This window comes from Geobacter psychrophilus, from assembly GCF_056821595.1.
Window position 1 is genome coordinate 1,481,161 of the sequence record NZ_JBXDTU010000004.1, and the last position, 26,343, is coordinate 1,507,503.

A 26,343-nucleotide genomic window follows, 5' to 3' on the forward strand; every position below is an offset into this window, starting at 1 on the left:
AAATGACGATACACTAACAAGTGTTTTTTAATGTGCCGAGTATTCAGGGGTCGCCATGCCAGCAGCACCGACAACCAACTCCGCAATACCCAACAAATACGGCATTCCCCTCCTCCTGGCCTTGATCACCGCCGGGCTGGCCGGCAACTATTTCAAATTTCCGATCTTCCTCAATATCGACTTCCTTTTCGGCAGCATCTTTGCCATGCTGGCACTGCAGTTCTTCGGCCTGCGCCGGGGCATTCCAGCGGCTGCCATCATTGCCGGCTATACCTGGATCCTCTGGAACCATCCCTACGCCATCATCATCCTGACCGCAGAAGTCGCAATTGTCGGCTGGCTGATGGGACGCCGCAAGATCGGGATGGTTCTGGCTGATACGCTCTTCTGGCTGATTATTGGCATGCCACTGGTCTACATTTTCTATCACCTCGTCATGCATGTTCCCTTCAGCAACACCAACATTACAATGATCAAACAGGCGATGAACGGTATCGCCAACACCCTGGTAGCACGCCTGATTTTTACCGGTTATGCACTCCGCTCACGCTCGACGCTGACGTCGTACAGTGAGATTGTGTACAACCTGCTGACTTTTTTCGTATTGTGCCCAACCCTGCTCATGCTGGCAGTTGGAAGCAGGACCGATTTCAACAACACTGACCTCTCTATCCGTAATGCATTGATCGATGACAGCCAGCGTATCAGCCTGCGTCTGCAAACCTGGGTGATCAACAGAAAAAGCGCCATTATCAATCTGGCAGAGCTGGCGGCTTCAAAATCTCCGCAGCAGATGCAGCCCTATCTGGAGACGGTAAAGAAGTCGGATGTCAATTTTCTGCGGGTTGTCTTGCTGGACAGAGAAGCCACCGTCACCGCCCATTTCCCCCTGCTCGACGATCTGGGCCAAAGGAATATCGGTAAAAATTTTGCTGACCGGCCTTTCATCCCGACGCTCAAACAGACGCTCAAACCATTGCTCTCGGAAGTTGTCCTATCCAGGATCGGCACTCCCAAGCCCGTCGTTTTGATTCTTGTTCCGGTGGTTATTCAGGAAGGATACGGCGGCTACGTCGCCGGGGTGCTGAGCCTGGATCAGATTCGGGAACACCTCATCAAGAGCACGGAGAAAAATTCCATGCTCTACACGCTTCTGGATAAAAACCACAACGTCATTATGTCCAACCGCACCGATCAAAAGGTTATGACTCCCTTTGTGCGCGGCATCGGGACAATCAAACATCTTGATGCAGGGGTCAGTCAGTGGTTGCCGAAGATGCCTCCCAGCACCCCTATTTCCGAACGCTGGAGAAAATCGTTCTACATCGTTGAGACTACAATCGGTGACCTGGCAGAATGGAAGCTGATTCTGGAGCAGCCTGTGGCGCCATTCCAGAAATCGCTCTACGATCAATATACCGGCAAGCTGACCCTGCTGTTCCTTATTTTACTCGGGACGCTGACACTGGCTGAGTATATAAGCCGCAAGATAGTTGGTACGCTGGGGCAACTCAGCACATTGACTCACGAACTACCGGCCAAACTGGCAACTGATGATGCACAAATTCATTGGCCGGAAAGCGGAATCAAAGAGGCTAACCATCTGATCAACAATTTCAAGGAGATGGCAAATTCTCTCTCAGATCAACTCATCGAGACCAGACATATCAACGAATCACTGGAACAACGGGTAGAGGAACGGACGCAACAGGTTATACAGTTGACCAACGAGCAGAGGATCATTTTAAGCACCATGCCGATAGGCGCATGTTTTCTCAAGGACCGAAAGGTACAACTGGCCAATCCGGCCTTTGATAAAATTCTCGGATATGAAGTCGGAGAAACGGAGGGAATGAATACAACCGCCTTTTATGCCGACAGTGACACCTACGAGCGTATTGGAAAAGAGGGCTACGATACACTTTCCAATAACAGAGTCTTTACAACCGTTGTTGAGATGAAAAAGAAAGACGGTTCTCTCATCTGGTGCAACATGGTGAGCCAGCATGTTAATTCGCACATGCCAGAGGAAGGCTCCATCTGGATGATCCAGGACATTACCGAACGAAAACAGGCCGATGAAGCGTTGAAGGAAAGCGAGAAGCGCTACAGGTCCTTGTTCAGTCAGGCAGGAGAAGGGATCTTTATCTTGTCTCTTACCGGTGAACTGATTGAGATCAACGAGTCATTTGCCCGGATGCACGGTTACAACGTACAGGAAATGAACGGTATGGGCCTGAAAGACCTGGATACACCGGAGTGCTCCAATTTGGCGCCCGAAAGGATGCAACGAATATTGACCGGCGAATCACTGACCTTCGAGGTGCAGCACTACCACAAGGATGGCCATGTGTTCCCGCTGGAGGTGTCGGCCAGTCTGATCACATTCGGTGGTGGGACCTATATTCAGTGCCTGCACCGCGACATCTCTGAACGCAAGATTGCAGAGGAGAAACTGAGAAATTCCGAAGCATTGTACCACTCCCTGGTCGAAACATCGCAGGATCTGATCTGGCAATGTGACGTAGAGGGGAGATACACCTTCCTCAACCTTGCCTGGGAGCAGGTCTTCGGCTATGAACTTGAAGAGATGCTCGGCAGGAAATTCAGCGACTTCCAGACTCCGGAACAGGCTGCACGTGACCTGATCGAATTCAACCGGATATGGGAAGGCAATTCGATCAGTGGATATGAAACCACCTATATCGGTAAGTCCGGCAATGAAATCCACCTGGTGTTCAATGCCCTCTTTATGAGCGATGACCAGGGTAACATCATCGGCGCGAGTGGCACGGCCTATGACATCACACAGCGCACGCTGATGGAACTGGAATTACTCAAGTCCAAAAATGAAGCCGAAGCCGCCAACACAACCAAGAGCCAGTTCCTGGCCAACATGAGCCACGAGATCCGCACCCCCATGAACGGCGTCATCGGACTGACCGATCTTCTGCTGAATACGGAATTGACGGAGGAGCAACGAAAATATGCCGAACTGATCAAACTGTCCGGCAGAAATCTGATGCAGTTGATCAGCGGCATCCTCGATTTCTCCAAAATCGAGGCACACATGATTGAGTTTGAATCCAGAGACTTTGATCTGCAGGCTGAGATATCCGACGCTTTATACCTCTTTTCCCACAACGCTCGGGAAAAAGGGCTGGAGCTGGACATGGTGATTGATCCTGATGTTCCGTTGCTGTTAACAGGTGATGCAGGTCGCCTGCGCCAGATATTTAACAACCTGGTCGGCAACGCCATCAAATTTACTGCCAACGGCTCAGTTTCGGTGCACATCAGCAAGGTATCCGAAAATGTCCAACTGACAACCCTGCGCTTCGAGATCCGCGACAGCGGCATCGGCATTGCAGCAGACAAACAGGAAATGATTTTTGAGCTGTTCACCCAGGCAGACAGTTCCACCACCCGAAATTACGGCGGTTCGGGTCTTGGTCTGGCCATCTCGCGTCAGCTTGCGGAGTTGATGGGCGGCAGCGTTGGCGTAGAAAGCCGGGAAGGGGAAGGGGCAACGTTCTGGTTTACTGTGGTGATGGAGAAGCAGGCCCTGGCCGCAGAACTGCTCCCGTCCTTCAGGCCCCGGAGGGTCTTTCACGGGAAAGACCGGGGAGATGATGCGGTTGATCTGGAAGATTCGGCGCTGGGCACAAACCGCACCAATCCCCCTCCTGACCTCCCCGTTATGCCTGCAAGGGTACTTGAAAGGGACGGAAGTAATAAAACCCGCCTGCTCCTGGTAGAGGATGACCAGACCAATCAGCTTGTGACCAGGGCAATCCTCGTAAAATTCGGTTATCAGGTGGATGTGGCCAACAATGGCTGCGAGGCTCTGAAGTTACTGGAGAACAACGACTATGCTCTGGTGTTGATGGACTGCATGATGCCGAAGATGAGCGGTTATGACGCAACAGTCGCCATCCGGGATCCGGGTTCGGCCGTAAAAAATCATGCCATACCGGTGATTGCGATCACAGCAAAAGCCATGCAGGAAGACCAGGATTGTTGCCTCGCGGCCGGGATGAATGATTACCTGTCCAAACCCCTTGAACTTGAAAAGCTCATGGCAATGCTTGAAAAATGGACGACCGGCGGTTCTGCGGGGGCAACAACTGATTTTGACGTACCAGCAAGCGAAGCAAATGCTGAAATTTTTGACAGGGCGGCGTTTGTAAGGCGAAATATGGGTGATCTTGAACTTTCCCATGATGTGGCCGGCATGTTTGTTAATCATCGCCAGGAATATATTCAGGCCATTCGCTCTGCACTGGCAGCAGGGGATGCGGTTGGACTTTCCCAGTCGGCACATAAACTGAAAGGGGCGGCGGCCAACATCTCCTTGATGCTGCTGTCTGAAACAGCCCGTTTGATTGAATCCTGTGCCGAAGACGATAACCTGGAAAAAGCGGCAGAGCTGCTGACGGATCTGGATCAGCGTTTTGAACAGGCAGAAGCCGCTATTCGGGAACTGCTTATTACACCGTACGAGAAGGCCACGACATGAATGTCCTGATCGCCGAGGATGATGCCCCGACACGCCTGATGCTGCAATCCCTGCTGACCAAATGGGGCTATGACGTCATCACGGCATGTGACGGTGATGAAGCCTGGCGGCTTCTGGGCGAACAGGATCATCCGCAGCTGGTGATTCTCGACTGGATGATGCCAGGCATGGAAGGACCTGATATTGTGCAACGACTGCGCAGGCGAGAACCTGACAATCCGTATTATGCCATCATCATTACCTCTCGCAGCGACAAGGATTCTGCGGCGAGTGCCCTTAACGCCGGTGCTGACGATTTTGTCGGGAAACCCTTTGATAATGACGAACTGCGTGCAAGGATAGCGGTCGGGTACCGGATGAATGCTTTGCAGAAAACCCTTTCAGACAATATCCTGGCATTGCGCCGTACCCTGGATCGGGTAAAGCAGCTGGAGGGAATAATTCCGATCTGCGCGTACTGTAAAAAGATCAGGGATGATCAGGATGACTGGAATCAGTTGGAACAGTATATCAGCGACCATTCCGAGGCCAGGTTCAGCCATGGCATCTGTCCGCACTGCGCTGAAGAACAGCTGGAACGATTCAGAAATTCGGGTGAATTATCAGGGTAATTATGCCGCCTGCCATGCTCAACATAAACCTTCACGGGCTTGATCTGCTTATAGTTGAAGACGATGATGTATCAGCACTCCTGATTTCTCGCGTGCTTTCCAGGTACGGTGCCAGGGTCGAGATTGCAGCAGACGGCAGTGAAGGTCTTCAGAAATTTCAGGAGCAGCGCTTTCCAATCATCATAACCGATATCAATATGCCCGGTATGAGCGGTCTGGAACTGGTCAGCCGGATAAAAGTGCTTGACCCGGATACCCAGATCATCGCAACATCTGCAAATCGTGACTCCGATTGTCTTGCCTCGGCACTCGAGCTTGGTTTCAGTGAATATCTTTTCAAACCCATCGAAGTGGAGAAACTGCTCCTGGGGGTACAGAGGTGCCGTGACATCGCTGCAGTCAAGCAACAGCTGTACAACGAACGGGAAAAGTTCCGAACTGTTGTCGAGTCAATGGCTGAAGCTATTACCGTCAAGGATCTTGACTTCCGGATTCTCTATCAAAACAGGGCCATGACAGAGATGCTCGGCGACTGGACCGGATCGGCCTGCTATAAATTTTTCGGACGTGACGAACCCTGCCAGGATTGTCCTACTGTCCAGACTGTAAAGGATGGACAACCCCATACATCCTGCCGGAGTTTTCAACTCGGTGACAAAATGCTGCACATCGAGAGCAACGCTTCTTTGCTGCGGGATTCACGCGGTATCGTCACAGGAACTGTCGAGATCATTCGTGATGTCAGCGAGCGCATCAAAAACGAGCAGACCATCCGTGATCTGGCCTTCCTGGATCCGCTCACCGGGCTGGCTAACCGACGTCTGTTCGAGGATCGTCTGGAGCAGGCCATTGCCAAGTCCCGACGTTACGACATGCAGTTTGGCCTGTTGACACTGGATCTGGACTATTTCAAGGAAATTAATGACACCTTCGGTCATGAAGCCGGGGATCAGGTGCTGCAGGAAGCCGCCGAAAGAATCAGGGCCTGCTGCAAAAGGGACCTTGATACCATCAGCCGCCTGGGGGGTGATGAATTCTGTATCATCTTTACCGACTGCGAAGGCAAGGAACTGCTGACCGTGATTGCAGAGCAGCTGCTGGATCAGTTCTCACGGCCGTTTCAGCTCACGGACACTCAGGTAGTTGTAACAACCAGTATCGGCATCAGCATGTTTCCTGATAACGGTTCGCTGACGAAAGAACTGGAGATCGCCTCCGACAGGGCCATGTATGCCGCCAAGAAAGCCGGAAGAAATACCTACAGGTTCAGCCTGCCTGAAAACCAGGTATGAGAATCGAAACCTACCAGAACTGCGAACGGGTAACCATTGATCCCGGTGAATATTATTCCACCGGTAATCCGGCCGTCATATCGACCCTGCTCGGCTCCTGCATCGCCGCCTGTCTGTATGATCGACAAAACAAGCTGATCGGTATGAATCATTTCATGCTCAGCAATACCCGCTACTCTCGGGACATGCCGATCCATGTCTCCGAGGCCGGCCGCTACGGCATCCATGCCATGGAACTGCTGATCAACGACATGATGGCCAAGGGGGCCAACCGTCGACAGCTGCGGGCAAAGATTTTCGGTGGGGCAACCCTCATGTACCGGGAGACAGAAAGCAGCAATTTTTTCTGTGTAGGGCAGGTCAACTGCAATTTCATCCGCGAGTTCCTGCAAAACGAAGGCATTCCCCTTGATGCGGAGGATCTGGGAGGAGATTTCGGCAGGGTCATCCATTTTTCCAATGGCGACTTTTCAGTCCATCGCAGAAAAATCAGTGCCGGCCGCAGCAGCAAGATTGCCCTGCGCGACCGGGACTGCTGGCAAGCTGCAATTGAGAGGCAGCAGAAAGCCCTGCCAACCATCGATCTGTGGTAATCAGCCCTTCAAAATCCCGTCCGCCACCTGGCGCAGAGACTTGCGCTTGTCCATGGCGATCTTCTGCATGGCGCGATAGGCGTCGGCCTCTGAGATCCGCCCCTGTTCCATCAGCATGCCCTTGGCCTTTTCGATGACCTTGCGATTCTCGATGGTCTCCTTGAGATCCTCGACCTTTTCCTTGAGATCCTCAACCTGTCCGGTATGCGCCAGCGCCATTTCTATGGCAGGCAGCAGGTCCTGTTCCCGCAACGGCTTGGTTAAAAATGCGGCAATTCCGCTCTCTGCTGCCCGTTTCGCAGTCTGGGCATCATACGAGTTCGTCAGCAGCAGGATCGGGATTTTGAGTTTCTTCCTGATCTCGGTCGCAGCGGTTATGCCATCCATTTCCGGCATGGTAATATCCAGGATCGCCATGTCGGGAAAACTCGCCAAGGCCATTTCCACGGCCCTTTTGCCGTCACCGCACTCCAATACATCGTCGAAGCCGATATCCTTCAGCATCGCCTTCAGGTTCATTCTGATGACAGGCTCATCGTCGCATATCAGTATGGTTTTCCCCATAATACGTCTCCCTTCGATTGAGGCTGCACACTGGTAGAAGCATCAGTCATGCCAGCATGACCGAAGCCTGGAACATTCGCGCCATTTACAGCCAGATCCACCCCTTTTACCCTTGACGCTATCACCCCGAACGTCTAAAACTGAACCTATGGATTTCACAAAACATCTCAACCCGCCCCAGAAGGAAGCCGTGCTGCACAGCGAGGGACCGCTGCTGATCCTGGCCGGCGCCGGCTCGGGCAAGACCCGCGTCATTACCCACCGCATCGCCCACCTGATCCATAACTGCGGTGTGCGCCCCTGGAATATCCTGGCGGTCACCTTTACCAACAAGGCCTCCCGGGAGATGGCAGAACGGGTACAGCGCCTGCTGGGGGGGGGCGACTCCCCGCTGATCGCCACCTTCCATGCCGCCTGCGGCCGCATCCTGCGCCGCGACATCCACCACCTGGGATACCAGTCCTCCTTCGCCATCTATGACGACCGCGATTCCGAACGCCTCCTGAAGGATGTCCTCAAAGAGCAGAATCTGGACGAAAAAAAGTTTTCCCCAAAGGCCGTCGGGGCAAAGATCGATGACTATAAAAACCGGGGATTATTTCCAGAGGATATCGACTCGGTCGCAACCGGCGACATCTACAATGCCAAGATCGTCCAGATCTATGCCGTCTACCAGGATCGATTGAAGAAGTGCAATGCCCTGGATTTCGGCGACATGATGATCCAGACCGTCCGTCTGCTGTCGGATTTTCCGGAGGTGCGCCGCCAATACCAGGAACGTTTCCAGTATATCCTGGTGGACGAATACCAGGACACTAACCCGGTACAGTACAACCTGATCCGACTGCTGGCCGGCGAGCGCCGGAACCTGTGCGTGGTGGGGGACGACGACCAGTCGATCTATTCCTGGCGCGGTGCCGACATCCGCAACATCCTGGAATTTGAAAAGGACTTCCCCGGTGTCCGTGTGGTCCGGCTGGAGCAGAATTACCGCTCCACCGCCACCATCCTCAAGGCGGCCGGCGAGGTAGTCAAGCAGAACTACGGCCGCAAGGGCAAGGCCCTCTGGACCGATAACCCGGCCGGCGAAAAGATCCGCTACGAGCGGGTCGAATCGGACCGCGAGGAGGCGCGCTTCGTCTGCCGCGAGATCGGACGACTGCGGGCCGGCGGGGTACCTTTGGAGGAGATGGCGGTTTTCTACCGCACTAACGCCCAGTCGCGCCTGGTTGAGGAATCCTTGGTGGGCGACGCACTCCCCTACCACATCGTCGGCGGCGTCCGCTTTTACGCCCGTATGGAGGTCAAGGACATCCTGGCCTATCTGCGCGTACTGGACAACCCGGCCGACGAGGTCTCACTAAAGCGGATCATCAATGTTCCGGCGCGCGGCATCGGCCACACCACGATTGACAGGATCTCGGAACTGGCCAGCCGGCAAGGTATCACCTTCAGCGAGGCCATGAACCAGGCCGCAGGCAGCGGCTTCCTGACAGCCAGTCCGCGCGCCAAGGTGGCATCTTTTTCTGCCATGCTGGATGATTTCCGGCAACAGTCCGGCCGACTTGAGTTGCCGCAGCTGGCCCAGACCGTTATGCAGGAGAGCGGCTACCTGGCGCGCCTGAAGGAAAGCCGAGACCCGGAGGATGCCGAGCGGCTGGAAAACCTGGAACAGCTCCTGGCAGGCATGGAGGAGTTTGTCGAAAAGAATCCGGAGGCGGGTTTGTCGGAATTCCTGGAGCAGGTCTCGCTGGTCTCTGACCTGGAGCAGGGGGAGAGCGGCAAACCGTCCGTTACCTTGATGACCCTGCATGCAGCCAAAGGGCTGGAGTTCAAGGCGGTCTTCATGATCGGCATGGAGGAGCGGCTCTTCCCCCACGTCCGTGCCCTGGATGATCTGGACGGCATGGAGGAGGAGCGCCGGCTGTGTTACGTCGGCATGACCCGTGCCCGGGAGCGGCTCTACCTGCTCAACGCCCGCAGACGCTACCTGTTCGGCCAGGAGCAGATCAACCTGCCGTCGCGCTTTTTGAAGGATATTCCGGGAGAGCTGATTGAGGACAGCGGCGGCACATTGTCCCAACAGGGCGAGCCCTCCCGTGTCTACGCAACCCCCTACCCGTCACACAATCTGGCCTCCATCAGCCACTCCTTCTCCAACGAGATCGAGATCGTCCCGGAACCACCCGAAGAGCATGGCGACGTCTTCCTCGGCATGAAGGTGCGCCACGCCAAGTTCGGTGTCGGCACCATCCGCAAGCTCGAAGGAGAAGGTGAGGGGCAGAAGGCCATCGTCTGGTTCTCGGTCGGGCCGAAGAAACTGCTGCTGCGTTTTGCAGGTCTGGAGCGGGCCTGACGGCTTGCAGCCACCACCCCGCTTGCCGAACCTGTCAGGAGCACCGCTCCCACTGTGCACATGGCATGGAGTTCTGTCCGATTCATACAATGCTGGAAAGGAGAACATATGTGGAATCAGGAAAAATGTCTTGGGGCACTCCTGGCGGCCGTACTTTGGCTGTGCGTAGTTTTATTGCCCACACACAGCTGGGCTTCGACGGCTGACATCAGGCTTGCGAAGAAACAGACCGTGTATGTGCCGGTCTACTCCAATATATTCAGCGGTCCCCGCAAACGGGCACTTCAGCTGGAGGCCAACCTGAGCATCCGGAGCACGGACCCGACGGTTTCACTGCGGATTACCGCTATCGACTACTACGATACCGCAGGAAAACTGGTCCGGCGCTATCTGGAACGTCCGCGGATACTGGGAGCGCTGGCCTCGACCGATGTCCACATCGAGGAACGGGATGTCAGCGGCGGCTTCGGCGCAAACTTCATCGTCAGATGGGAGGCCGACAGGATCATCAATGCCCCGATAATCGAGTGCGTCATGATTGGCACCACCGGTGGGCAGGGCATCTCCTTCGTCAGCCCGGGACAGGAGATCAGGGAAGGGGCGCCGTAAGGGATCCCGCCAGATCCGCCGCCAACAGGCAGTTGCCCGGGAACGTGGACATCCTGAGGGTTCTCGATCAGAACCTGTGGTGTCCCGCCCGGTACTGTCACACTACCACGCTGTGCAAATCCCTGCGCCGGTAGCGCCAGGCAAAGGCCGCACCCCGGAAATACCAGTCGATCAGAAACACCCCCCACACCGCATACAATGAGAGATGCAGCCAACTGGCCGCTGCCCACGACAACGCCACCCGAATTCCCCACATGGCTACCAGCGTCACGATGAACACGTAGAAGGTATCACCCGTCCCCCGCAGACTGCCGGCATAGACGAACGATACGGCCAGCGGAATCTGGGCAAAGGCGACCAACTGCAGAAAGACACTCCCCTTCTCGATAACATCCGGATCATGGGTAAACAAACCGATCAGGAAATGCGGCACACACAGAAAGATCAGGGCCATGGCAGACATCACCAGCACAGCCAGACGCAATGCTTCCCTGTGGCTGATGCGAGCCCGGCGGATCTTGCCGGCACCCAGGGACTGGCCCATCAGGGTCGCGGCCGCAATCCCCATGCCGGCCCCCGGCATAAAGGAGAGCGATTCGATGGAGAGCCCGATCTGGTGGGCGGCATAGGCGCTGGTACCATAGCCGATGATGAAGCTTGAGTAGAACAACTGGCCGCTCTGCTGGGCGATCCTCTCCAGAGCCACCGGCCAGCCGATGCGCCAGATCCGGCCGAAGATCGGAAGATCAGGGCGGCTGAAGGTGATATACCCCTTCCGCAGGGCCTGGATCAGCAGGTAGGCACAACCGACGAATTCTGACGTATTGATGGCAATGGCCGCCCCCTTGACCCCCAGGGGCGGCAGGCCGAATTTCCCGTAAATCAGCGGCCAGGCGATGAGCACGTGCAGGATATTGACCAGGATAATGGCCTCCATCGGTGTGCGGGTATTGCCGGTGCCATGCATGACCGCTGAAAGAACATTCAGACCGGTGGTCCAGATCATCCAGAGGAATACCAGGCGGGTATACTCGGCAGCCAGGGCCTGCACATCGGCCGAGGCTCCCATCATCCGGGCAACATCCCCGCCCCAGACCGATCCGATAGTCGTACAGACCGTTGTCAGCAGCAAACAGGCCAGGCAGGCCACAAAGGCCGCCCGACCGGCATCTTCATGCCGCCCCGCACCGGTCAGATGCGCAATCACCACTGTTGTTCCGGTAGCAAGCCCCCAGAAAACGGTCATGGCGACAAACATCAGCAATTGACCGAGTCCGGTGGCCGCAATGGCGGCAGCGCCCAGACCTCCGGTCAGGAAGATATCTACAATGGAGACCAGACGCTGGAACAGGGATGAGAGTAGTACCGGCATGGAGAGACGGAATACATCGCGGCGGATGGAGACAGGTTTGCGGGATGTAACAGTTAGGTTGGAAAAGGAAAACAGCATGGATTCTTTATAAGACCGGACTGCAGGGAGGTCAATGCTTTTACAATAACAGGGCGGGACCGACTGGTCCCGCCTTGGTGCTCTGCTCGTTGCAATTACGCTTACATGAAATCCAGCAGCGACATCTGCACCAGTTTGGCTGTCGCCGACAGGGAGGCATCAAAGGCATTTTTCTCGGTATTGAGCTGCACCCCGACCTTGATCATATCCACGTTCTGAATATTGCCAACGATACTGCTGAGTGTATTTTTATTGGTCTCATTCAGCTTGGCCATGTTTTCAACCCTGGTCATGCGGGACAGGTTTGTGTTGATGGCGCTGAATATCTGCTTGGTAGCCGGGTTCAGCAACTGGGAAGCTGCGGCCAACGCAACCGGATCACTCGGGTTTAACGGATTACTGTCTCCGACCGCAGCCATCAGGTCATCGTACATCTGGAGTATGTTTGTATTGGGAGGGGTTGTTGACGTCAGAAAGCTGTCACCGGTCAGGCTGATGGGCTGGGTCGTTCCCTGGGCGATTTCGATCGTGCGTTCAGTGCTGTCGCCGGCATAGGTGTTGGTTGGGTCATTCTGCGTGTATGGCGGCACAAGGTTATCGGCTCCACCGAAGATATACTGGTCGCCGTACTGGGTATTGGCCATGTCGATGATCTGTTTCTTCAGATCGTTAAGCTGGTCATGGATATTCTGGCGGTCATTGGGGTCGGAACTGCCGCTGGTGAAGCTGTTCATGAGCGCTTTGGTCTGGGTGAGAATGTCGTTCATGGCGGTCAAGGCTGTATTGTTGATCTGCATCCACGACTTGGCCTTGATGTTATTGGCGCTGAACTGTTCATAGGCCTTGAGCTTGTCGCCTATATCAAGCAGGGTTCGGCTGGAGATCGGGTCATCGCTGGGCCTGTTGATATTCTGACCGGAGGTGATTGTTTCCTGCAGCCGGTCGAGCCGGTTGCGCCCCTGCTGTATGTTGTAAATCGAGTTATCTGCCGACATGTTCGCGGTTACACGCATGATGTTCTCCTAAGACCTGTAATCTGAACGGTGCTTTATTCAGCAGGAAACAGCGCCGTATTTTGTGCTGAACTAACGTATCATCCCGATAAGCGTATCCAGCATCTCCGTTGCAGTGGAGATGAGTTTGGCCGAGGCCTGGTATGAGCGTTGATATTTGACCAGATTGGTCAATTCCTCGTCCAGCGACACCCCGGAATTCGACTCCCGCAGTGAGGACAACTGTTTGGTAAAGGCCTCATCCTGGGATACTGTCGTTTTGCTTGATTTTACATCCAGACCGACCGTGCTGACGAAACTGCTGTAAAAACTGTTGAAGCTGGCATTAGGGGTCGCGGGAGGTGCGGGGGTGGTGGTGGCGCCGGATAATTGTGCAATTGCAAGCGCATTGGAATTGTCTCCAGGAAGTACCGCACTTCCCGACGCTGCAATCGTGCCCGTGGTCAGGCCTGCAGCCAGAGCAAAGTTTGCGGCAGAACCGGCGACCGTCCCCGAGGGCTCAAAAAAGTTCTGGCCGGACCCGCCGGTAGGGGAATTCCCCGTAACGTGCAAGGCATTAACGGCCGTTGTGATCGAATACGCCAGTGTATCTACCTGGGCCAGATATCCGGGAATGATCGTGTCGCGCAACTGGAGTGTGGCCCACAGCTGGCCGCCGTCAGGGGCAGTGTACAATGGCGGTGCGGCCAAAGGGTCAACCGCTACGGTCGCGCCGGCCACATCAGTGATGGTCACGGTTGTGGTCGTGGCGGGTGGCGCCTTGACCGCATCCAGACTTCCGGCATTTATTCCCTGAACGAGATAATTGGGCGGGGCAGCTCCGTTTGTCAGGAAGACATCGGTCGTGCCGTCCTGGTTTTCCTGGAATCTGATGCCAATTTGCTTGGACAGGTCCCGTACCAGTTGATCCCGTTGATCGCGCATCTCATTGGCGTTGCCGGCAACCAGCTCCGTCTGCTTGATCTGTCCGTTAAGCTGGGCAATATTGTTCAGCGTGGCATTGATGCTGTCCGTCAAAGGGACAAGGGCGGCGTCCTGACTGGCGATGGTATTAGTCAGGTTCTGGCTGATGGATTTGAAATTGTCGGCCAGAATATTTGCATTGCTGATGACCGTCTGTCGTTCTGCCGTTCCTGTGGGATTGACCGTCAAATCCTGCCAGGCACTGAAATATTTGGAAATCGCCGACCCGAGACCGTCATTGGAGATCTCGTTGAAAACCGGTTCGACCTGCTGCAGGACAGTGGACTTGGTCGTATCATAGCCTTGGGTCGTCTGGGCATTGACAATCTGCTGCTGCAGCAGTCCGTCATAGTAGCGCTCGACCGTGGCTATCCTCACGCCGGTACCCAGCGGAAAGCCGTTGGCTGTCGTCGGAGGGGCATTTTCCAGAATGACGCGCTGGCGCGAGTATCCGGGGGTATTTACATTGGCGATATTTTCACCGGTTACCTCTGTGGCAACCCGGTAAATGGTGAGGCCGTTCCTGCCGATCTCCATGGCTGCGCCCAGTCCCATATCATGCCTCCCTGTTTATCAGAACAGCACCGGCCGGGCGCTGCTGGTAGCTGCCGGATGCGCCGTAGGTACTGGTTTGATTGATTATGCGTGCCAGAAAATCAAGCGTATTACCTAATGAAGCCGCAAAACGCTCCGCAATCTCGCTGTTGAGGGTCAGCAATTCCTTGATCTGTGCGGCGATTATATTCAACTCGGCCTGGAACCGCGCAACATCCCGATTACCCTTCTGGCTGAGACTGACAGCCAGATCGCCTAAGGTCGCCTTGGATGAAAGCCCTTCGCGTACAGCAACTTCCTGGATAGCGCTGCGAAGTAGTGCTGCATGTGCCTCGACACGAACGGACAGGTTCTCTTTCAGTTCATTTATCTCGGACATTGCATCCAGATGAACGTCGGAAAGCTCGCTGGTTTCCCGTTTCAGCAGGTCACGGAGTTCTTCCAGCAATTTTTGCTGTTGCTCAAGAGCAACCATAAGATTTTTCATTTTTCACCCAATCCACACGACGTTACGGTCAGATTCTATTCCTTCGTATCAATCGTCCGTATGTTTTTTCTGTTTTCCTGTCGGATGATCTCTTTTTCGATCTGCTTCGCCAAGCCGAAACCGCCTCGTTTGGCACTTGCGGCAACGTATTCCTGATCAAGAATGGATCGGTAGACATCTTCTCCATGCCCGCCACCGGTGAGCTTGTCTTTTCCGACGGTCTCGCGCATGGATTTCATCATCATGCCGATAAAGAGTCCCTCAAAATCCTGAGAGATCTTTTTTGCCTGCTGACGCTGCTTCTCGCTCAGACCAGTTGCACCGGCACTCTGTCGCTGCAACTGGCGGGCCTTGGCGGCCGCTTCATCTCCAACTGCCGGTATGCTCTGGGTCATTGCGATATCCATGGCACGTACTTTCTTATCGCCCATTCGGGCTTATTCTTGAATGATTAGACCAGCCCTGACAAAAACTTCAAAATTACTTCTAACTTACTAGCCCTGCTACGCAGGATAAGTGCGTTAACGAAGCATTTTCTGATTAAAACCTCAGAAAATGCTTCTAACTTACTAAATAATAGTCAATTCGGCCTGCAGCGCCCCGGCAGCCTTGACCGCCTGCAGGATACTGATCAGGTCGCGCGGCGTTACACCCAGCGCATTGAGTGCCCGGACAACATCGCCGATGCTGGAGCCTTCCGGCATAACCGTAAGGCGGGGGGCATCCTCTTTCACCTTCAGTTCGGTCCGGGGAACAACCACTGTTTCGCCGGTTCTGCTGAGCGGCGCCGGTTGTGATACCTGCGGGGTCTCCCTGACCACCAGCGAAAGGTTGCCGTGTGAAACCGCTACGGTTGATATGCGCACATTTTCACCCATTACAATGGTGCCGGTACGCTCATTCAGTACAACGCGGGCCTGGTTATCCGACTTGACCTCCAGCGTTTCCAGCGCCGCCACGAACTCGACCGTGCGGTTGGCGTACGATTCCGGTATCTGCAGTACCACCGAACCGGGATCACTGTTGCTTGCCACGGCTGCATTGAACTTCGCGTTGATGACGGCCGCAATGCGGGTAGCGGTGGTAAAATCGGCCTGGTTCAGATTAAGCCGCAGGATGGATTTTCCTGCCAGCGTGTTGGGCAGTTCACGTTCAACCAGAGCAGCAGCGGGGATCCGTCCGGCGGTGGGATGATTCTTCTGGGCAGTGGCCCCCTGACCGGCAAAAGCAAAGGAATTGGTCAGTACCGAACCTTGTGCCACTGCGTACACCTGGTTATCGGCACCCTTGAGGGGCGTCATGATCAGCGTGCCGCCGGCAACGCTTTTGGCATCCCCCAGTGATGACACCGTTACATCCAGCTTGTTACCCTGCTTGGCAAAAGGCGGCAGTGTGGCCGTGACCATAACTGCGGCGACGTTTTTGACCTTTATCAGGTTGACATTAACGGTGACGCCCATCCGTTCCAGCATGGTAACGATTGACTGCAGCTGGACACGGGCCTGGTCACTGTCCCCCGTGCCGTTCAGTCCCACAACCAGCCCGTATCCCACAAGCTGGTTATCACGCACCCCTTCGAAAGCGGCAAGGTCTTTGATTCGGGTTGCATGTGCGCTGGTATTCAACAGCAGCAGCAACAGCAGGGAAATGATGTATCTGTTCATAGTAAGTTCTCCGCTAGAATGGCCAAACCTTGTCAACTATGTTCATCAGCCATCCCGGGCTCTGACGGTCGGAGATGATGCCCTTGCCGGTGTAGGTAATCCTGGCATCGGCTACAAAGCTGGAATTGACGATATTATCCGCCCCGATATCGGAAGGACGGACGGTTCCCTCGACAATGATGATCTGGTCCTCGTTGTTGACCTTGACATTGCGACGCCCCTCGACCATCAGGTTGCCGTTGGGCAGCACATCGATGACCTTGGCCGAGATAGTGGCGTTCAGCGTTTCCTGGCGGGATGTCGAACCGGCGCCTTCGTATTTGGAAGCAACGCTGGCGTTGATCAGTTTGCTCAAGTCGCCGAAGTTTTTCAAAACACCTGTTTCCAGCCCCATAAAGTTCGGTACGCCGGCATTGACTGTCGTTGCACGTGAGGTGCCGGTTTTAGCCGCCTTGGATGCACTGGCGTTTTCAACTATCAGGATGGTGACGATATCACCCTTGCGGCGGGCCTTGAAATCCTCGGTGAGACCGGTTGAACCGGCCTGCCAGATCGAACCATTTGAATAATCGGCGGGCGCTTTGTGCAGTTGCTGATCAAAACTGGGCGTCTTGACTTCAGTAGTCTGCGTAATGCATCCGCCCAGAACCAAACCTGTCAGAACTATCAAATAGTACACATATTTCATGATTTACTTCCTCATTCCTAACTTCACCTAACATGCCAGCCCTGCTTCGCAGGAAACAATTTCTACCTTCTAGCCCTGCTTCGCAGGATAAGTGCGCTCACGAAAATATTTCTGCAAAAGACGCAGCAATAATTTCTACCTTCTAGCCCTGCTTCGCAGGATAAGTGCGCTCACGAAATTATTTCTGCAAAAGACGCAGCAATAATTTCTACCTTCTAGCCCTGCTTCGCAGGATAAGTGCGCTCACGAAATTATTTCTGCAAAAGACGCAGCAATAATTTCTACCGCACTAAAATGCGACCATGACCGTTGTGGCGTCAACAACCCGAGCCGGGAATTCCTTGAGTGAATTCATGTTCTGGACGTTGATCATATCACCTTCAGCACCGGCACTCTTGGCCTTGCCGGTTAATGTCACGCGGATGCGCTCATTTTCCGCCACGATGGTAACGATCTGCCCGGATTTGATCAGTGCCACCTTTTCGAGTTGTTCCGGCTTGAAGGGGCTATTCGGACGGATGGTGCTGCGTGCCTTTTTCCCCACCACGTCTGAAAGGTTGCCCAGGTAATGCCCCTGGGAAGCGGACACATCCAGTTTCTTAAGGGCCACATCTCCGGCAGTGATAACTGTGCCATGATCAATCTGACGGGCTGCAACAGCCATTTCCGCCAGTGCCTCTACCTCAACCCGCCCGGGGATGTTGCGCAGCACCCGCTCGTTCTGCCGTACAATCACGGCCAGACTGGTACTGCCCCATCCTTCCCACTGCTGGGGTGCGACTATTTCGTACTCCAGTCGGCCTTCCGGCAAGACAGCCGAGCCACTGTTGACAGTAAGCCGCTTGATACGAATCTCATAACCCAGACCGGCTGTTTTCTGCTGAACGTACGTCTCAACCGCCGCACGAATCTCGGCCTCCCGCATTTGGGCAGGCCGGTTCTGCGCCCCCAGCAACAGCGGAAACAGCAGCATACACATGATGAATACAAAAAAACGGTGCATAGCGACCTTGCCGGCCTATCGTTTCAGGTTGTTGGCCGTCTGCAGCATCTCGTCCGATGCGGTAACGGCCTTGGAGTTGATTTCATAGGCCCTTTGACCGACGATCATGTTGACCATTTCCTCAGCAACGTTGACATTGCTCATCTCCAGCATGCCCTGGGCCAGAGAACCGAGTCCGTTTTGCGTCGGGGTGCCGGTCGTAGCGGTTCCGGAAGCATCGGTCGGAATAAACAGGTTCTTGCCCTGGGCCGAAAGCCCGGACGGATTGGCAAAAGATGCCAGCTGAATGTTGCCCACGCTGGTCGTGGTATTCTGTCCAGCCTGCTGAACCGATACGGTACCATCATTACCGATGTTGACCTTGGTAGCATTGCTCGGGATGACGATCTCCGGAAGCAGGGGATAGCCGTCCGGGGTCACCATCCGCCCGGTACTGTCCTTTTTGAAAGCCCCTGAGCGACTGTAACCGGTAGTTCCATCGGGAAGCTGAATCTGGTAGAAACCGTCGCCTTCAATGGCCACATCCAGTTCATTGCCGGTCTGGGTAAAATCGCCTGCGGTAAACAGCTTGGTGACCGATGCCAGACGTGAACCGAGACCGATCTGGATGCCTGTGGGAACCTGTGTCGAGTTGGTTGAAGGCGCCCCGCTGCTTTTCAGGTTCTGATACATCAGGTCCTGAAAATCCGCCCGGCTTTTTTTGAAGCCGGAGGTATTGACGTTAGCCAGGTTATGGGCGACCACATCAATGCTTTTTTGTTGCGCCTGCATCCCTGAGGCTGCTGTCCAAAGTGCTCGTATCATGGTGTACTCCTTTTACTATGTTTGACTGTTATAACCGACCCAGCTCATTGGCTGCCTTGCTGGTCATGTCATTAAAACTCAGGATCGTACGCTGGCAGGCGTCATAATAGCGGCTGTTTTCGATCATCTGCACCATCTCGGTGATCGTCTCAACATTGGACCCCTCCAGATGCGCCTGCCGAAGTCCGCCGGTGGCCGGCTGCGGTACTGTTGCGGCATCCGTCGGTACGAACAGGGCACTGCCGGTTTTGGTCAATGCATACGGTTTAGGGAAATCAACCATGCTGATGGTACCTGATTCAATGCCGTCAACGGTCACGACCCCTTTGGCATCGATCTCGATCCTGCTTCCGCTGACACTGATCGGACCACCCTGCCCCTGCACGGGAAAACCATCGACCGTTACCAGGGAACCATCGGCAGACACGCGAAAGTTCCCCTGCCGGGTGTAGGCCGGACCATCGGGTGTAGCAACCACAAAGAAGCCATCACCATCGATCGCCATATCAAACGGGTTTCCGGTCTGTGCCACCGGACCGGCAGCATAATCAATGAAAATATTGTCCTTCTGCAGGATCGGGTCGGCTGTGGTGGACTGCGGCACCCTGGGAGGAGTCGTGGCACTCGCCAGCAAGCCCTCGAAGGTCACTTTATCTTTCTTGAACCCGGGGGTATTGACGTTAGCCAGATTATTGCTGATTATATCCATACGTTTCATGGCTGCCAGATTGCCTGAAAGTGCCGAATACATACCGCTGTTCATGATGGGTACCCCTCTAGTTTTTGTGCAGTTTGAGTCTGCCCCTCAGCCTGACCATGGCCTGGCTGAGGAGTTGTGAAATCCGTGACTCCGTCAATCCGAGCACTTCACCGATTTCCTTGAGATTAAAATCCTCGCTGTAATACAGCGTTACCGCCAAACGTTCCTTTTCCGGCAGGGTTTCGATGGCCCGCCCCAGGGCCTCGACCAGCTGCATCTTCATCACCTGCTGCTGCGGGCTCATTGCCTCGCTCTCGCTCAGCACCTCCGCAAGACAGAGCGGTGAACCTTCGGCGTCCTCCCAGCTGTCATCAATACTGATGAAGGTAAAGACATGCACGTCATCCAGGATGGCATAATACTCGTCAATCCCGATCTTCAGTGCGTCGGCCACCTCCTGGCAGCTGGGATTGCGGCCCAACTGGTGCTCCAGGTGAAGCACCTCCCGTTCGAGACGTTTGTATTTCTCGCGCATCGAACGACTGAGGACATCATAGGAGCGGAGCTCGTCAATAATGGCGCCGCGGACATGCTGTTCCGCAAAGGTTTTAAAGAGCGCGCCCCGATCGGGGTCAAAACGATCAGCTGCATTTATCAGGCCAACCGTTGCGGCACTGATCAGATCCTGCGGATCAAGATGAGGCGGGAGTTGCGGAACGATCCGACCAACCAGGTATTTGACCAGCGGCATATGCTCCACAATCATGGCATCGCGTTTAGCCGAGTCCCCTGCTCGGCGCATGGCATCGCGACGTGCAGAATCCTTTACCCTGCGATCAGGAAGGCGTTCGGACATGTGGTCTATCCCCCTGCCGGGTGGTCAAGAAAGCGGCGGAAGAAAAACTGTATATTGCCCTTCAATCTGGTCTTGCGGGTGTTTTCGATCACCCGCTTGGCCAAGGTGGCAAAACAGGTGGCCGCTTCGGAATCGGGAAAGAGTTCGGTGACAGCCTTCTGGCGCTTGACCGCTTCAACCACCTTATCGTCCTTGACCACGCAGCCCAGGTAATCCAGGGATATGTCCAGAAAACGACCGGCAACATTTGCCAGCTTGCGGAAAACCTCCAGGGCATCTTCACTGTCCTTGGCCATATTGACCAGCACCTTGAAATGATGTTCGGAATAGCGCGTTGCCAGGAGCTTGATCAGCGCATACACATCGGTGATAGAGGTTGGTTCCGGGGTCACCACTACGATGATCTCCTGGGCGGCCACGGTAAAATAGGTTACGTTTTCAGAGATGCCCGCTTCCGTATCCACGATCATGATGTCGAACTGCTCTTCCAGCATATCCAGTTCATCCAGCAGCTTGAGCTTTTCGTGCTGACCGAGACTGGTAAACTCCTGGACTCCGGAGCCGGCCGGAATGATCTTGATGCCGGCCGGGCCGTCGATCAGGATTTCTGAGAGACTCTTCTCACCGTTCAGCACATGGTTCAGGTTGTAGACCGGCGACAGCCCCAAGAGCACATCCAGGTTTCCCAGCCCAAGATCGGCGTCGATCAGCAGCACCTTCTTTCCTTGAGCCGACAGGGCAATCGCCAGATTGGAGACCACATTGCTTTTTCCCACACCCCCCTTGCCGCTCGTAACGGAAATGACACGGATGCCCTGCTGATCAGAAAGCCCTCCCTGGGCATTTTCAGCCTGATGATGCATCTTGGCGTCCCGTGCCATCTGTCGCAGGGTATCCGCCTGATCTCCCGTTCCCTTTACCGCACTCATTCAGATGCCTCCCGCAGAATCATGTCCGCCAACTTGGCCGACGTAGCCACCTCGATATCCTCGGGCACCCGCTGACCAGTCGTAAAATAGGCTATCTGCAGGTTATCCTTCATCAACAGATTGACCATGTTTCCGAAACTTTCACATTCATCTATTTTGGTGAAAACAACCTTGCTGATCGGGAAGATACGGAAGCGGCTGAGAATTTCCTCCAATTCGCGATCCTTGGTCGTGGCCGAAAGGCAGAGATAGACTTCGATCGGAATTTTGTTGTCGAGGAAATTTTTCATTTCATCGAGCTTTTCCTTGTCCTTGTGACTGCGACCAGCCGTATCGATGAAAATCAGATCGCAGGCCGAGTGTTTTTCCACCGCCTTTTCCAGCTCCTTGGGCGTGGAGGCCACCTCCAGCGGAATCCCCATGATCCGGGAATAGGTTTTCAGCTGCTCTACCGCACCGACGCGGAAGATATCCATGGTAATCAGCGCCACCTTGTTGCCGCGATTGAGGGCATACATGGCGGCCAGCTTGGCGGTAGTCGTCGTCTTGCCGACCCCGGTCGGACCAACCAGGGCAACTATCCGGGGTGAATTCTTCCGCAGTTTGAGCGTGCCGGCAAATTTGATCAACTTGCCCAGCGTTTCTCCCAGACGGCTCTTGAGCGTCTGATTGCCCCCCTCGACCGGCAGGGTGGTAAGGGTATCAAGTATTTTCCGGATCAGCTCGGTGGATACGCCGCTCTTGACCAATTCCTGGGCCAGCGGCGAATCTTCCGGCAACAGCTCCTCTCCGGTCTGGCCCTGCAGAGAGGTACTATCGGCAGCATTGGGCCACTGCACCGTCCGCACGCCCCCCTCCTGGCTCTTGGCCAGCGTATTGAGCAGCAGCTTTTTGATCTCCTCCAGATCCGCCCGCGGTATATTTTTCAGACTGAATCCGGTCTCCTGGCTGTTGGCCGCCTTTTCTTCATCGTCCGGTTTTTCTTCCCGGCGCATCTCCTCTTCCCGCCGGGAAAGCGCCTCAACTTTTTCCCGCAAATCCTTGAGCTCCCGGGCCAGAGGCGCCAGCATGGAACTCTCCATCTCCTCCTTGGCCGTCTTCTCACGTTCCGGACGCTCACGATAGGGAGCTGGCGGGACAGCGACCGGCGCCGGTGACCGGACCGGGTCAATGGCTGCCGTCACCCGGTAAACCGGTTTACTGAAAAAACCGAGAATGCCTCCGGTTTTTTCCTTTTTTGTCGAAAGTATCATGGCGTCCGGCCCGAGTTCGGCCTTTACCATGCGCAAGGCCTCAGCCATGCTTGCTGCCTGAAAGGTTTTAACCAGCATTGATGCTTACCACCCCTAGTGACTGGATTTTGACATTCTGTGGAATTTCATTGTGCGACAGGACCGCCATATGCGGCACGAAACGCTCGATCAGCTTGCGGACATGCCGGCGGATAGAAGGTGAGGCCAGCAACACCGGCTGGGCACCACTCACGTTGAAACGATCGGCCATGGAGCGGATCATGGTGATAATCTGCTGGGCGGTATTGGGTTCAATGGCCAGAAAGCTGCCCTGGTCCGAGGGCTGGATCGCTTCGGCGATGACGTCCTCGATCTCCCGGTCCAGGGTCACCAGGCAGAGGGTATCGTCCTCCAGCTTGTACTGGTCGACGATGAAACGCCCCAAGCCCTGACGGACAAACTCTGTCAGTACATCCGGATCTTTGCTGAGTGAGGCATAATCCGCCATGGTTTCCAGAATGGTGCGCATGTCGCGGATGGAAACCCCTTCCTTGAGCAGGTTCTTGACGACCCGCAATACCGTCCCGAGATTAAGCAGGTTCGGGATAAGCTCTTCGACCACCTTGGGTGCGCTGACGGCAACATTGTCCAGCAGCTGCTGCATCTCCTGGCGCCCCACCAGCTCGTGGGAATAGCGCTTGATCACCTCGCTGATATGGGTGGCAATCACCGTCGTGCTGTCGACCACCGTATAGCCGTTAACCTGTGCCTGATCGCGATCGTTTGCCCCGATCCAGACCGCCGGCAGTCCGAAAACCGGCTCTTTAGTAGCTGTACCCGGCAAGCGGAAGGTTACCGCACCAGAATCCATGGCCAGATACTGGCCGGTCAGCTCGCTCCCGCCCACGCGGGCTCCCCGGATCAGAAGGTTGTATTCGTAAGGTTTGAGCTGCAGATTATCGTGAATGTGAATCGGCGGGACGATGAAACCCATTTTCTGGGCAAACTGACGGCGGATCGAACGGATCCTCTCCAACAGCTCGCCATTCTGGGAGGCATCCACCATCGGCACCAATCCGTAGCCCACCTCCAATTCCAATACATCCAGCGGCCGGATAGAGGAAGCACCGTCAAGCGATTCCTCTCCGGCGCCTGCTTCAGGCTGGGCCAACTCTTCTACAACCTCTGTCTTCTCCCGGGCCATTTTGGCCATCAGAAACGCCACTCCGGAGAGCAGGAAAAAGGCAAAATGAGGCAGACCGGGTATCATGGCGAACACGAACAGAACCCCGGAGGACACATAAAAGGCCTTGGGGTAATTCATAAACTGTCCGGTGATGGCGTTACCGAAATTATCGTCATCGGCGGAACGGGTTACGATGATGCCTGCAGCAACAGAGATGATCAGGGCCGGCAGCTGTGCCACCAGCCCCTCGCCGATGGTCAGCAGGGTGTAGTTGGTCAGTGCGGCCTGAATCGGCATGCCCTGCTGAAAAATACCGATGATCAGGCCGCCGAATATATTGACCATCACGATCAGGATACCGGCCACGGCATCCCCGCGGACGAACTTGCTGGCACCGTCCATGGAACCGTAGAAATCGGCTTCGCGAGATATCTTGATACGACGGGACCGGGCCTCTTTTTCGGTGATCATGCCGGCCGACAGATCCGCGTCAATAGCCATCTGTTTACCCGGCATGGCATCCAGGGTAAAGCGGGCCTGAACCTCGGCCACACGCCCCGCGCCCTTGGTGATGACGACAAAATTGATGATCACCAGGATCAGGAACAGCACCGCTCCGACGACATAGTTGCCGCCGACGACGAACGAGCCGAAGGCCTTGATGACGGCGCCCGCCGCCTCGACCCCCTCGCTGCCATGCATCAGGATCAAACGGGTGGAAGCAATGTTGAGCGCCAGGCGGAAAAGGGTCGTTACCAGAAGGATCGACGGGAATACTGAAAAATCGAGCGGGTGGACTGTGTAGAGGCAGACCAGCAGAATAGCCAGTGATATGGTCAGGTTGGCGGCCAGAAAGACATCCAGCAGGAACGCCGGGAGCGGCACGATCATCAGAGCCAGCACACCGATAAGTGCTACAGCGACATAAATGTCCGAGTTTTTTCTTATACCGCCCAACTTTATCGCTTCAACCGTACCGTTAGCCATGGGAATCCTGCGTAGCGCCGCACTTTCCGGGTTTCATGCAAATCAGCAGAAAGTATGCATTTTTCATGCCGCGAGGACTCATTGGCGTTACACGAGGTGACCCTTCGCAAACAGCCGCCAGCAGTGCTTTGACAGCCCCTTGGCCACCTCGATTTTGAACAAGGGAGTACGTGCCGGAGTCAAACTATTGAATCGAGTCAGACTATTGACTCACACCTTGCCCTTTAAGCGGTATACGTAGGCCAGAATCTCGGCCACTGCGGCATACAGCGATTCGGGAATCGCTTCATTCTCCGCGACCTGTTCATACAGTTCTCGCGCAAGAAAGCGGTTTTCCACCATGGTGATGCTGTGCTCCTGGGCAATCTTCTTGATGGCCTGAGCCATGACATCAGCCCCTTTGGCGATCACCACCGGAGCGGCCATCCGTTGCCGGTCGTATTTGAGCGCAATGGCATAATGGGTCGGATTGGTTATAACCACATCTGCGGTGGGGATGATCTTGGTCATCCGGCGGCGAGCCGTCTGGAACTGCATCTTCTTGATCCGCCCCTTTATCTCGGGGTTTTCCTGCTCCTTGCCCTCGTCCTTGACCTCCTGCTTGGTCATCTTCAGGTTGTCGATATATTGCCACTTGACATACATCAGGTCGAGAATCGAGATAATCAGCATGATGCCGCAGGTATGCATAACAATTTTGAAAGCGACATGCCCCATATAGGCGATGATCGTCTCTACATCGGCCTCGGCCAGGAAGGTAAGGTTCTGCGCTTCGTCGCGCAGTACCCGGTAGGCAATGAAACCGATAACGAGCAGCTTGAGAAACGATTTGAGCAACTCGACCAGGGCTGTCTTGTTGAAGAGACGGCCAAATCCGCTCACCGGATTCAGCTTGTTAAATTTAACACTGAGCCGTTCCCACCTGAACTCGAAGCGGCCGCCGTCCTGGACCACATTTGATACAATGGAGGTAAGAATGATCGTCACTACCAGCGGCGCCAGCACAACCACGATCAGCAGAAATGTTTTGAGAACCAGCAGGTAGACGTTCTTTTCCGTCATCTCGAAACTTCCGACCGAGCCCAGAATCTCCGCGCTCTGCTTTGTGATGCTGGCTGTCATGAAGCTGCCGAAGACATACAGACAGATCATGCCGGCCAGGAGCGTGAAGGTCGAGGTCATCAGGACACTCGTGGGTGGTGCGCCCTCCTCCCGTGCCTTCTCAAGCCGTTTGCCGGTGGGCTGTTCGGTTTTTGAATGTTTATCCGCTCCGTCGGCCAGG

At 55.0% G+C, this 26,343-nt stretch carries 22 protein-coding genes; 6 read left to right on the forward strand and 16 right to left on the reverse strand.

Annotation, left to right across the window (positions count from 1 at the left end; genetic code table 11):
• Positions 1-55 precede the first annotated feature (55 nt).
• Genes ACOCF6_RS09205 through ACOCF6_RS09220 form a run of 4 tightly spaced genes read left to right on the forward strand, consistent with a single transcriptional unit; the run spans position 56 to position 7,015 of the window.
• On the forward strand, positions 56-4,519 hold the full coding sequence (locus ACOCF6_RS09205) for a PAS domain S-box protein (RefSeq protein WP_482460090.1): 4,464 nt from the start codon (positions 56-58) through the stop codon (positions 4,517-4,519).
• On the forward strand, positions 4,516-5,130 hold the full coding sequence (locus tag ACOCF6_RS09210) for a response regulator transcription factor (protein ID WP_482460091.1): 615 nt from the start codon (positions 4,516-4,518) through the stop codon (positions 5,128-5,130). The genes ACOCF6_RS09205 and ACOCF6_RS09210 overlap by 4 nt, the downstream gene beginning before the upstream one ends.
• Before the next feature lie 2 nt (positions 5,131-5,132).
• On the forward strand, positions 5,133-6,422 hold the full coding sequence (locus tag ACOCF6_RS09215; protein WP_482460092.1) for a diguanylate cyclase domain-containing protein: 1,290 nt from the start codon (positions 5,133-5,135) through the stop codon (positions 6,420-6,422).
• Positions 6,419-7,015 carry a chemotaxis protein CheD gene (locus ACOCF6_RS09220; protein ID WP_482460093.1) on the forward strand — a complete coding sequence of 199 codons (597 nt, stop codon included), beginning with the start codon at positions 6,419-6,421 and terminating at the stop codon, positions 7,013-7,015. Before ACOCF6_RS09215 ends, ACOCF6_RS09220 begins: the two co-directional genes overlap by 4 nt.
• Here the strand turns inward: ACOCF6_RS09220 and ACOCF6_RS09225 are convergent, their stop codons facing one another.
• Positions 7,016-7,579 carry an ANTAR domain-containing response regulator gene (locus tag ACOCF6_RS09225; protein ID WP_482460094.1) on the reverse strand — a complete coding sequence of 188 codons (564 nt, stop codon included), beginning with the start codon at positions 7,577-7,579 and terminating at the stop codon, positions 7,016-7,018.
• Between the two features lie 148 nt (positions 7,580-7,727).
• Here ACOCF6_RS09225 and ACOCF6_RS09230 point away from each other — a divergent pair, with 148 nt between their 5' ends.
• Both ACOCF6_RS09230 and ACOCF6_RS09235 read left to right on the forward strand, forming a co-directional pair.
• Complete coding sequence (locus ACOCF6_RS09230) at positions 7,728-9,935, forward strand: ATP-dependent helicase (RefSeq protein WP_482460095.1); 2,208 nt, start codon at positions 7,728-7,730, stop codon at positions 9,933-9,935.
• Positions 9,936-10,043: 108 nt separating this feature from the next.
• Positions 10,044-10,544, forward strand: coding sequence for a DUF3124 domain-containing protein (locus tag ACOCF6_RS09235; protein ID WP_482460096.1), 501 nt, complete (start codon positions 10,044-10,046; stop codon positions 10,542-10,544).
• Positions 10,545-10,641: 97 nt separating this feature from the next.
• Here ACOCF6_RS09235 and ACOCF6_RS09240 read toward each other — a convergent pair whose 3' ends face one another.
• The 15 genes from ACOCF6_RS09240 to flhB form a co-directional block, all read right to left on the reverse strand.
• Positions 10,642-11,994, reverse strand: coding sequence for an MATE family efflux transporter (locus ACOCF6_RS09240; RefSeq protein ID WP_482460097.1), 1,353 nt, complete (start codon positions 11,992-11,994; stop codon positions 10,642-10,644).
• Positions 11,995-12,095: 101 nt separating this feature from the next.
• Positions 12,096-13,007: a flagellar hook-associated protein FlgL gene (gene flgL / locus ACOCF6_RS09245; protein WP_482460098.1), complete on the reverse strand. Its 912-nt coding sequence runs from the start codon at positions 13,005-13,007 to the stop codon at positions 12,096-12,098.
• A gap of 72 nt (positions 13,008-13,079) precedes the next feature.
• Entirely contained in the window at positions 13,080-14,525 is a 1,446-nt protein-coding gene (gene flgK / locus ACOCF6_RS09250; protein ID WP_482460099.1) for a flagellar hook-associated protein FlgK, read from the reverse strand.
• A 1-nt stretch (position 14,526) separates the two neighbouring features.
• A complete protein-coding gene (locus ACOCF6_RS09255) occupies positions 14,527-15,012 on the reverse strand; it encodes a flagellar protein FlgN (RefSeq protein ID WP_482460100.1) in 486 nt (161 codons plus the stop codon).
• 35 nt (positions 15,013-15,047) lie between these two features.
• On the reverse strand, positions 15,048-15,443 hold the full coding sequence (locus ACOCF6_RS09260; protein WP_482460101.1) for a rod-binding protein: 396 nt from the start codon (positions 15,441-15,443) through the stop codon (positions 15,048-15,050).
• A 138-nt stretch (positions 15,444-15,581) separates the two neighbouring features.
• Complete coding sequence (locus tag ACOCF6_RS09265; RefSeq protein WP_482460102.1) at positions 15,582-16,676, reverse strand: flagellar basal body P-ring protein FlgI; 1,095 nt, start codon at positions 16,674-16,676, stop codon at positions 15,582-15,584.
• A 13-nt stretch (positions 16,677-16,689) separates the two neighbouring features.
• Positions 16,690-17,364 (reverse strand): flagellar basal body L-ring protein FlgH, encoded by a 675-nt coding sequence (locus ACOCF6_RS09270; RefSeq protein WP_482460103.1) that lies wholly within the window; start codon positions 17,362-17,364, stop codon positions 16,690-16,692.
• Between the two features lie 289 nt (positions 17,365-17,653).
• Positions 17,654-18,367 carry a flagellar basal body P-ring formation chaperone FlgA gene (flgA, locus tag ACOCF6_RS09275; protein ID WP_482460104.1) on the reverse strand — a complete coding sequence of 238 codons (714 nt, stop codon included), beginning with the start codon at positions 18,365-18,367 and terminating at the stop codon, positions 17,654-17,656.
• A gap of 15 nt (positions 18,368-18,382) precedes the next feature.
• Positions 18,383-19,171, reverse strand: a complete 789-nt coding sequence (gene flgG / locus ACOCF6_RS09280) for a flagellar basal-body rod protein FlgG (RefSeq protein WP_482460105.1) — start codon at positions 19,169-19,171, stop codon at positions 18,383-18,385.
• A 28-nt stretch (positions 19,172-19,199) separates the two neighbouring features.
• Positions 19,200-19,934 carry a flagellar basal-body rod protein FlgF gene (gene flgF / locus ACOCF6_RS09285; RefSeq protein ID WP_482460106.1) on the reverse strand — a complete coding sequence of 245 codons (735 nt, stop codon included), beginning with the start codon at positions 19,932-19,934 and terminating at the stop codon, positions 19,200-19,202.
• Between the two features lie 13 nt (positions 19,935-19,947).
• On the reverse strand, positions 19,948-20,727 hold the full coding sequence (locus ACOCF6_RS09290) for a FliA/WhiG family RNA polymerase sigma factor (protein WP_482460107.1): 780 nt from the start codon (positions 20,725-20,727) through the stop codon (positions 19,948-19,950).
• Positions 20,728-20,732: 5 nt separating this feature from the next.
• Complete coding sequence (locus ACOCF6_RS09295) at positions 20,733-21,656, reverse strand: MinD/ParA family protein (protein ID WP_482460108.1); 924 nt, start codon at positions 21,654-21,656, stop codon at positions 20,733-20,735.
• Positions 21,653-22,987 carry a flagellar biosynthesis GTPase FlhF gene (gene flhF / locus ACOCF6_RS09300; RefSeq protein WP_482460109.1) on the reverse strand — a complete coding sequence of 445 codons (1,335 nt, stop codon included), beginning with the start codon at positions 22,985-22,987 and terminating at the stop codon, positions 21,653-21,655. Before flhF ends, ACOCF6_RS09295 begins: the two co-directional genes overlap by 4 nt.
• Positions 22,977-25,061, reverse strand: a complete 2,085-nt coding sequence (gene flhA, locus ACOCF6_RS09305; RefSeq protein WP_482460110.1) for a flagellar biosynthesis protein FlhA — start codon at positions 25,059-25,061, stop codon at positions 22,977-22,979. Before flhA ends, flhF begins: the two co-directional genes overlap by 11 nt.
• 210 nt (positions 25,062-25,271) lie before the next feature.
• Positions 25,272-26,342, reverse strand: a complete 1,071-nt coding sequence (gene flhB, locus ACOCF6_RS09310) for a flagellar biosynthesis protein FlhB (protein ID WP_482463310.1) — start codon at positions 26,340-26,342, stop codon at positions 25,272-25,274.
• Position 26,343 lies beyond the last annotated feature (1 nt).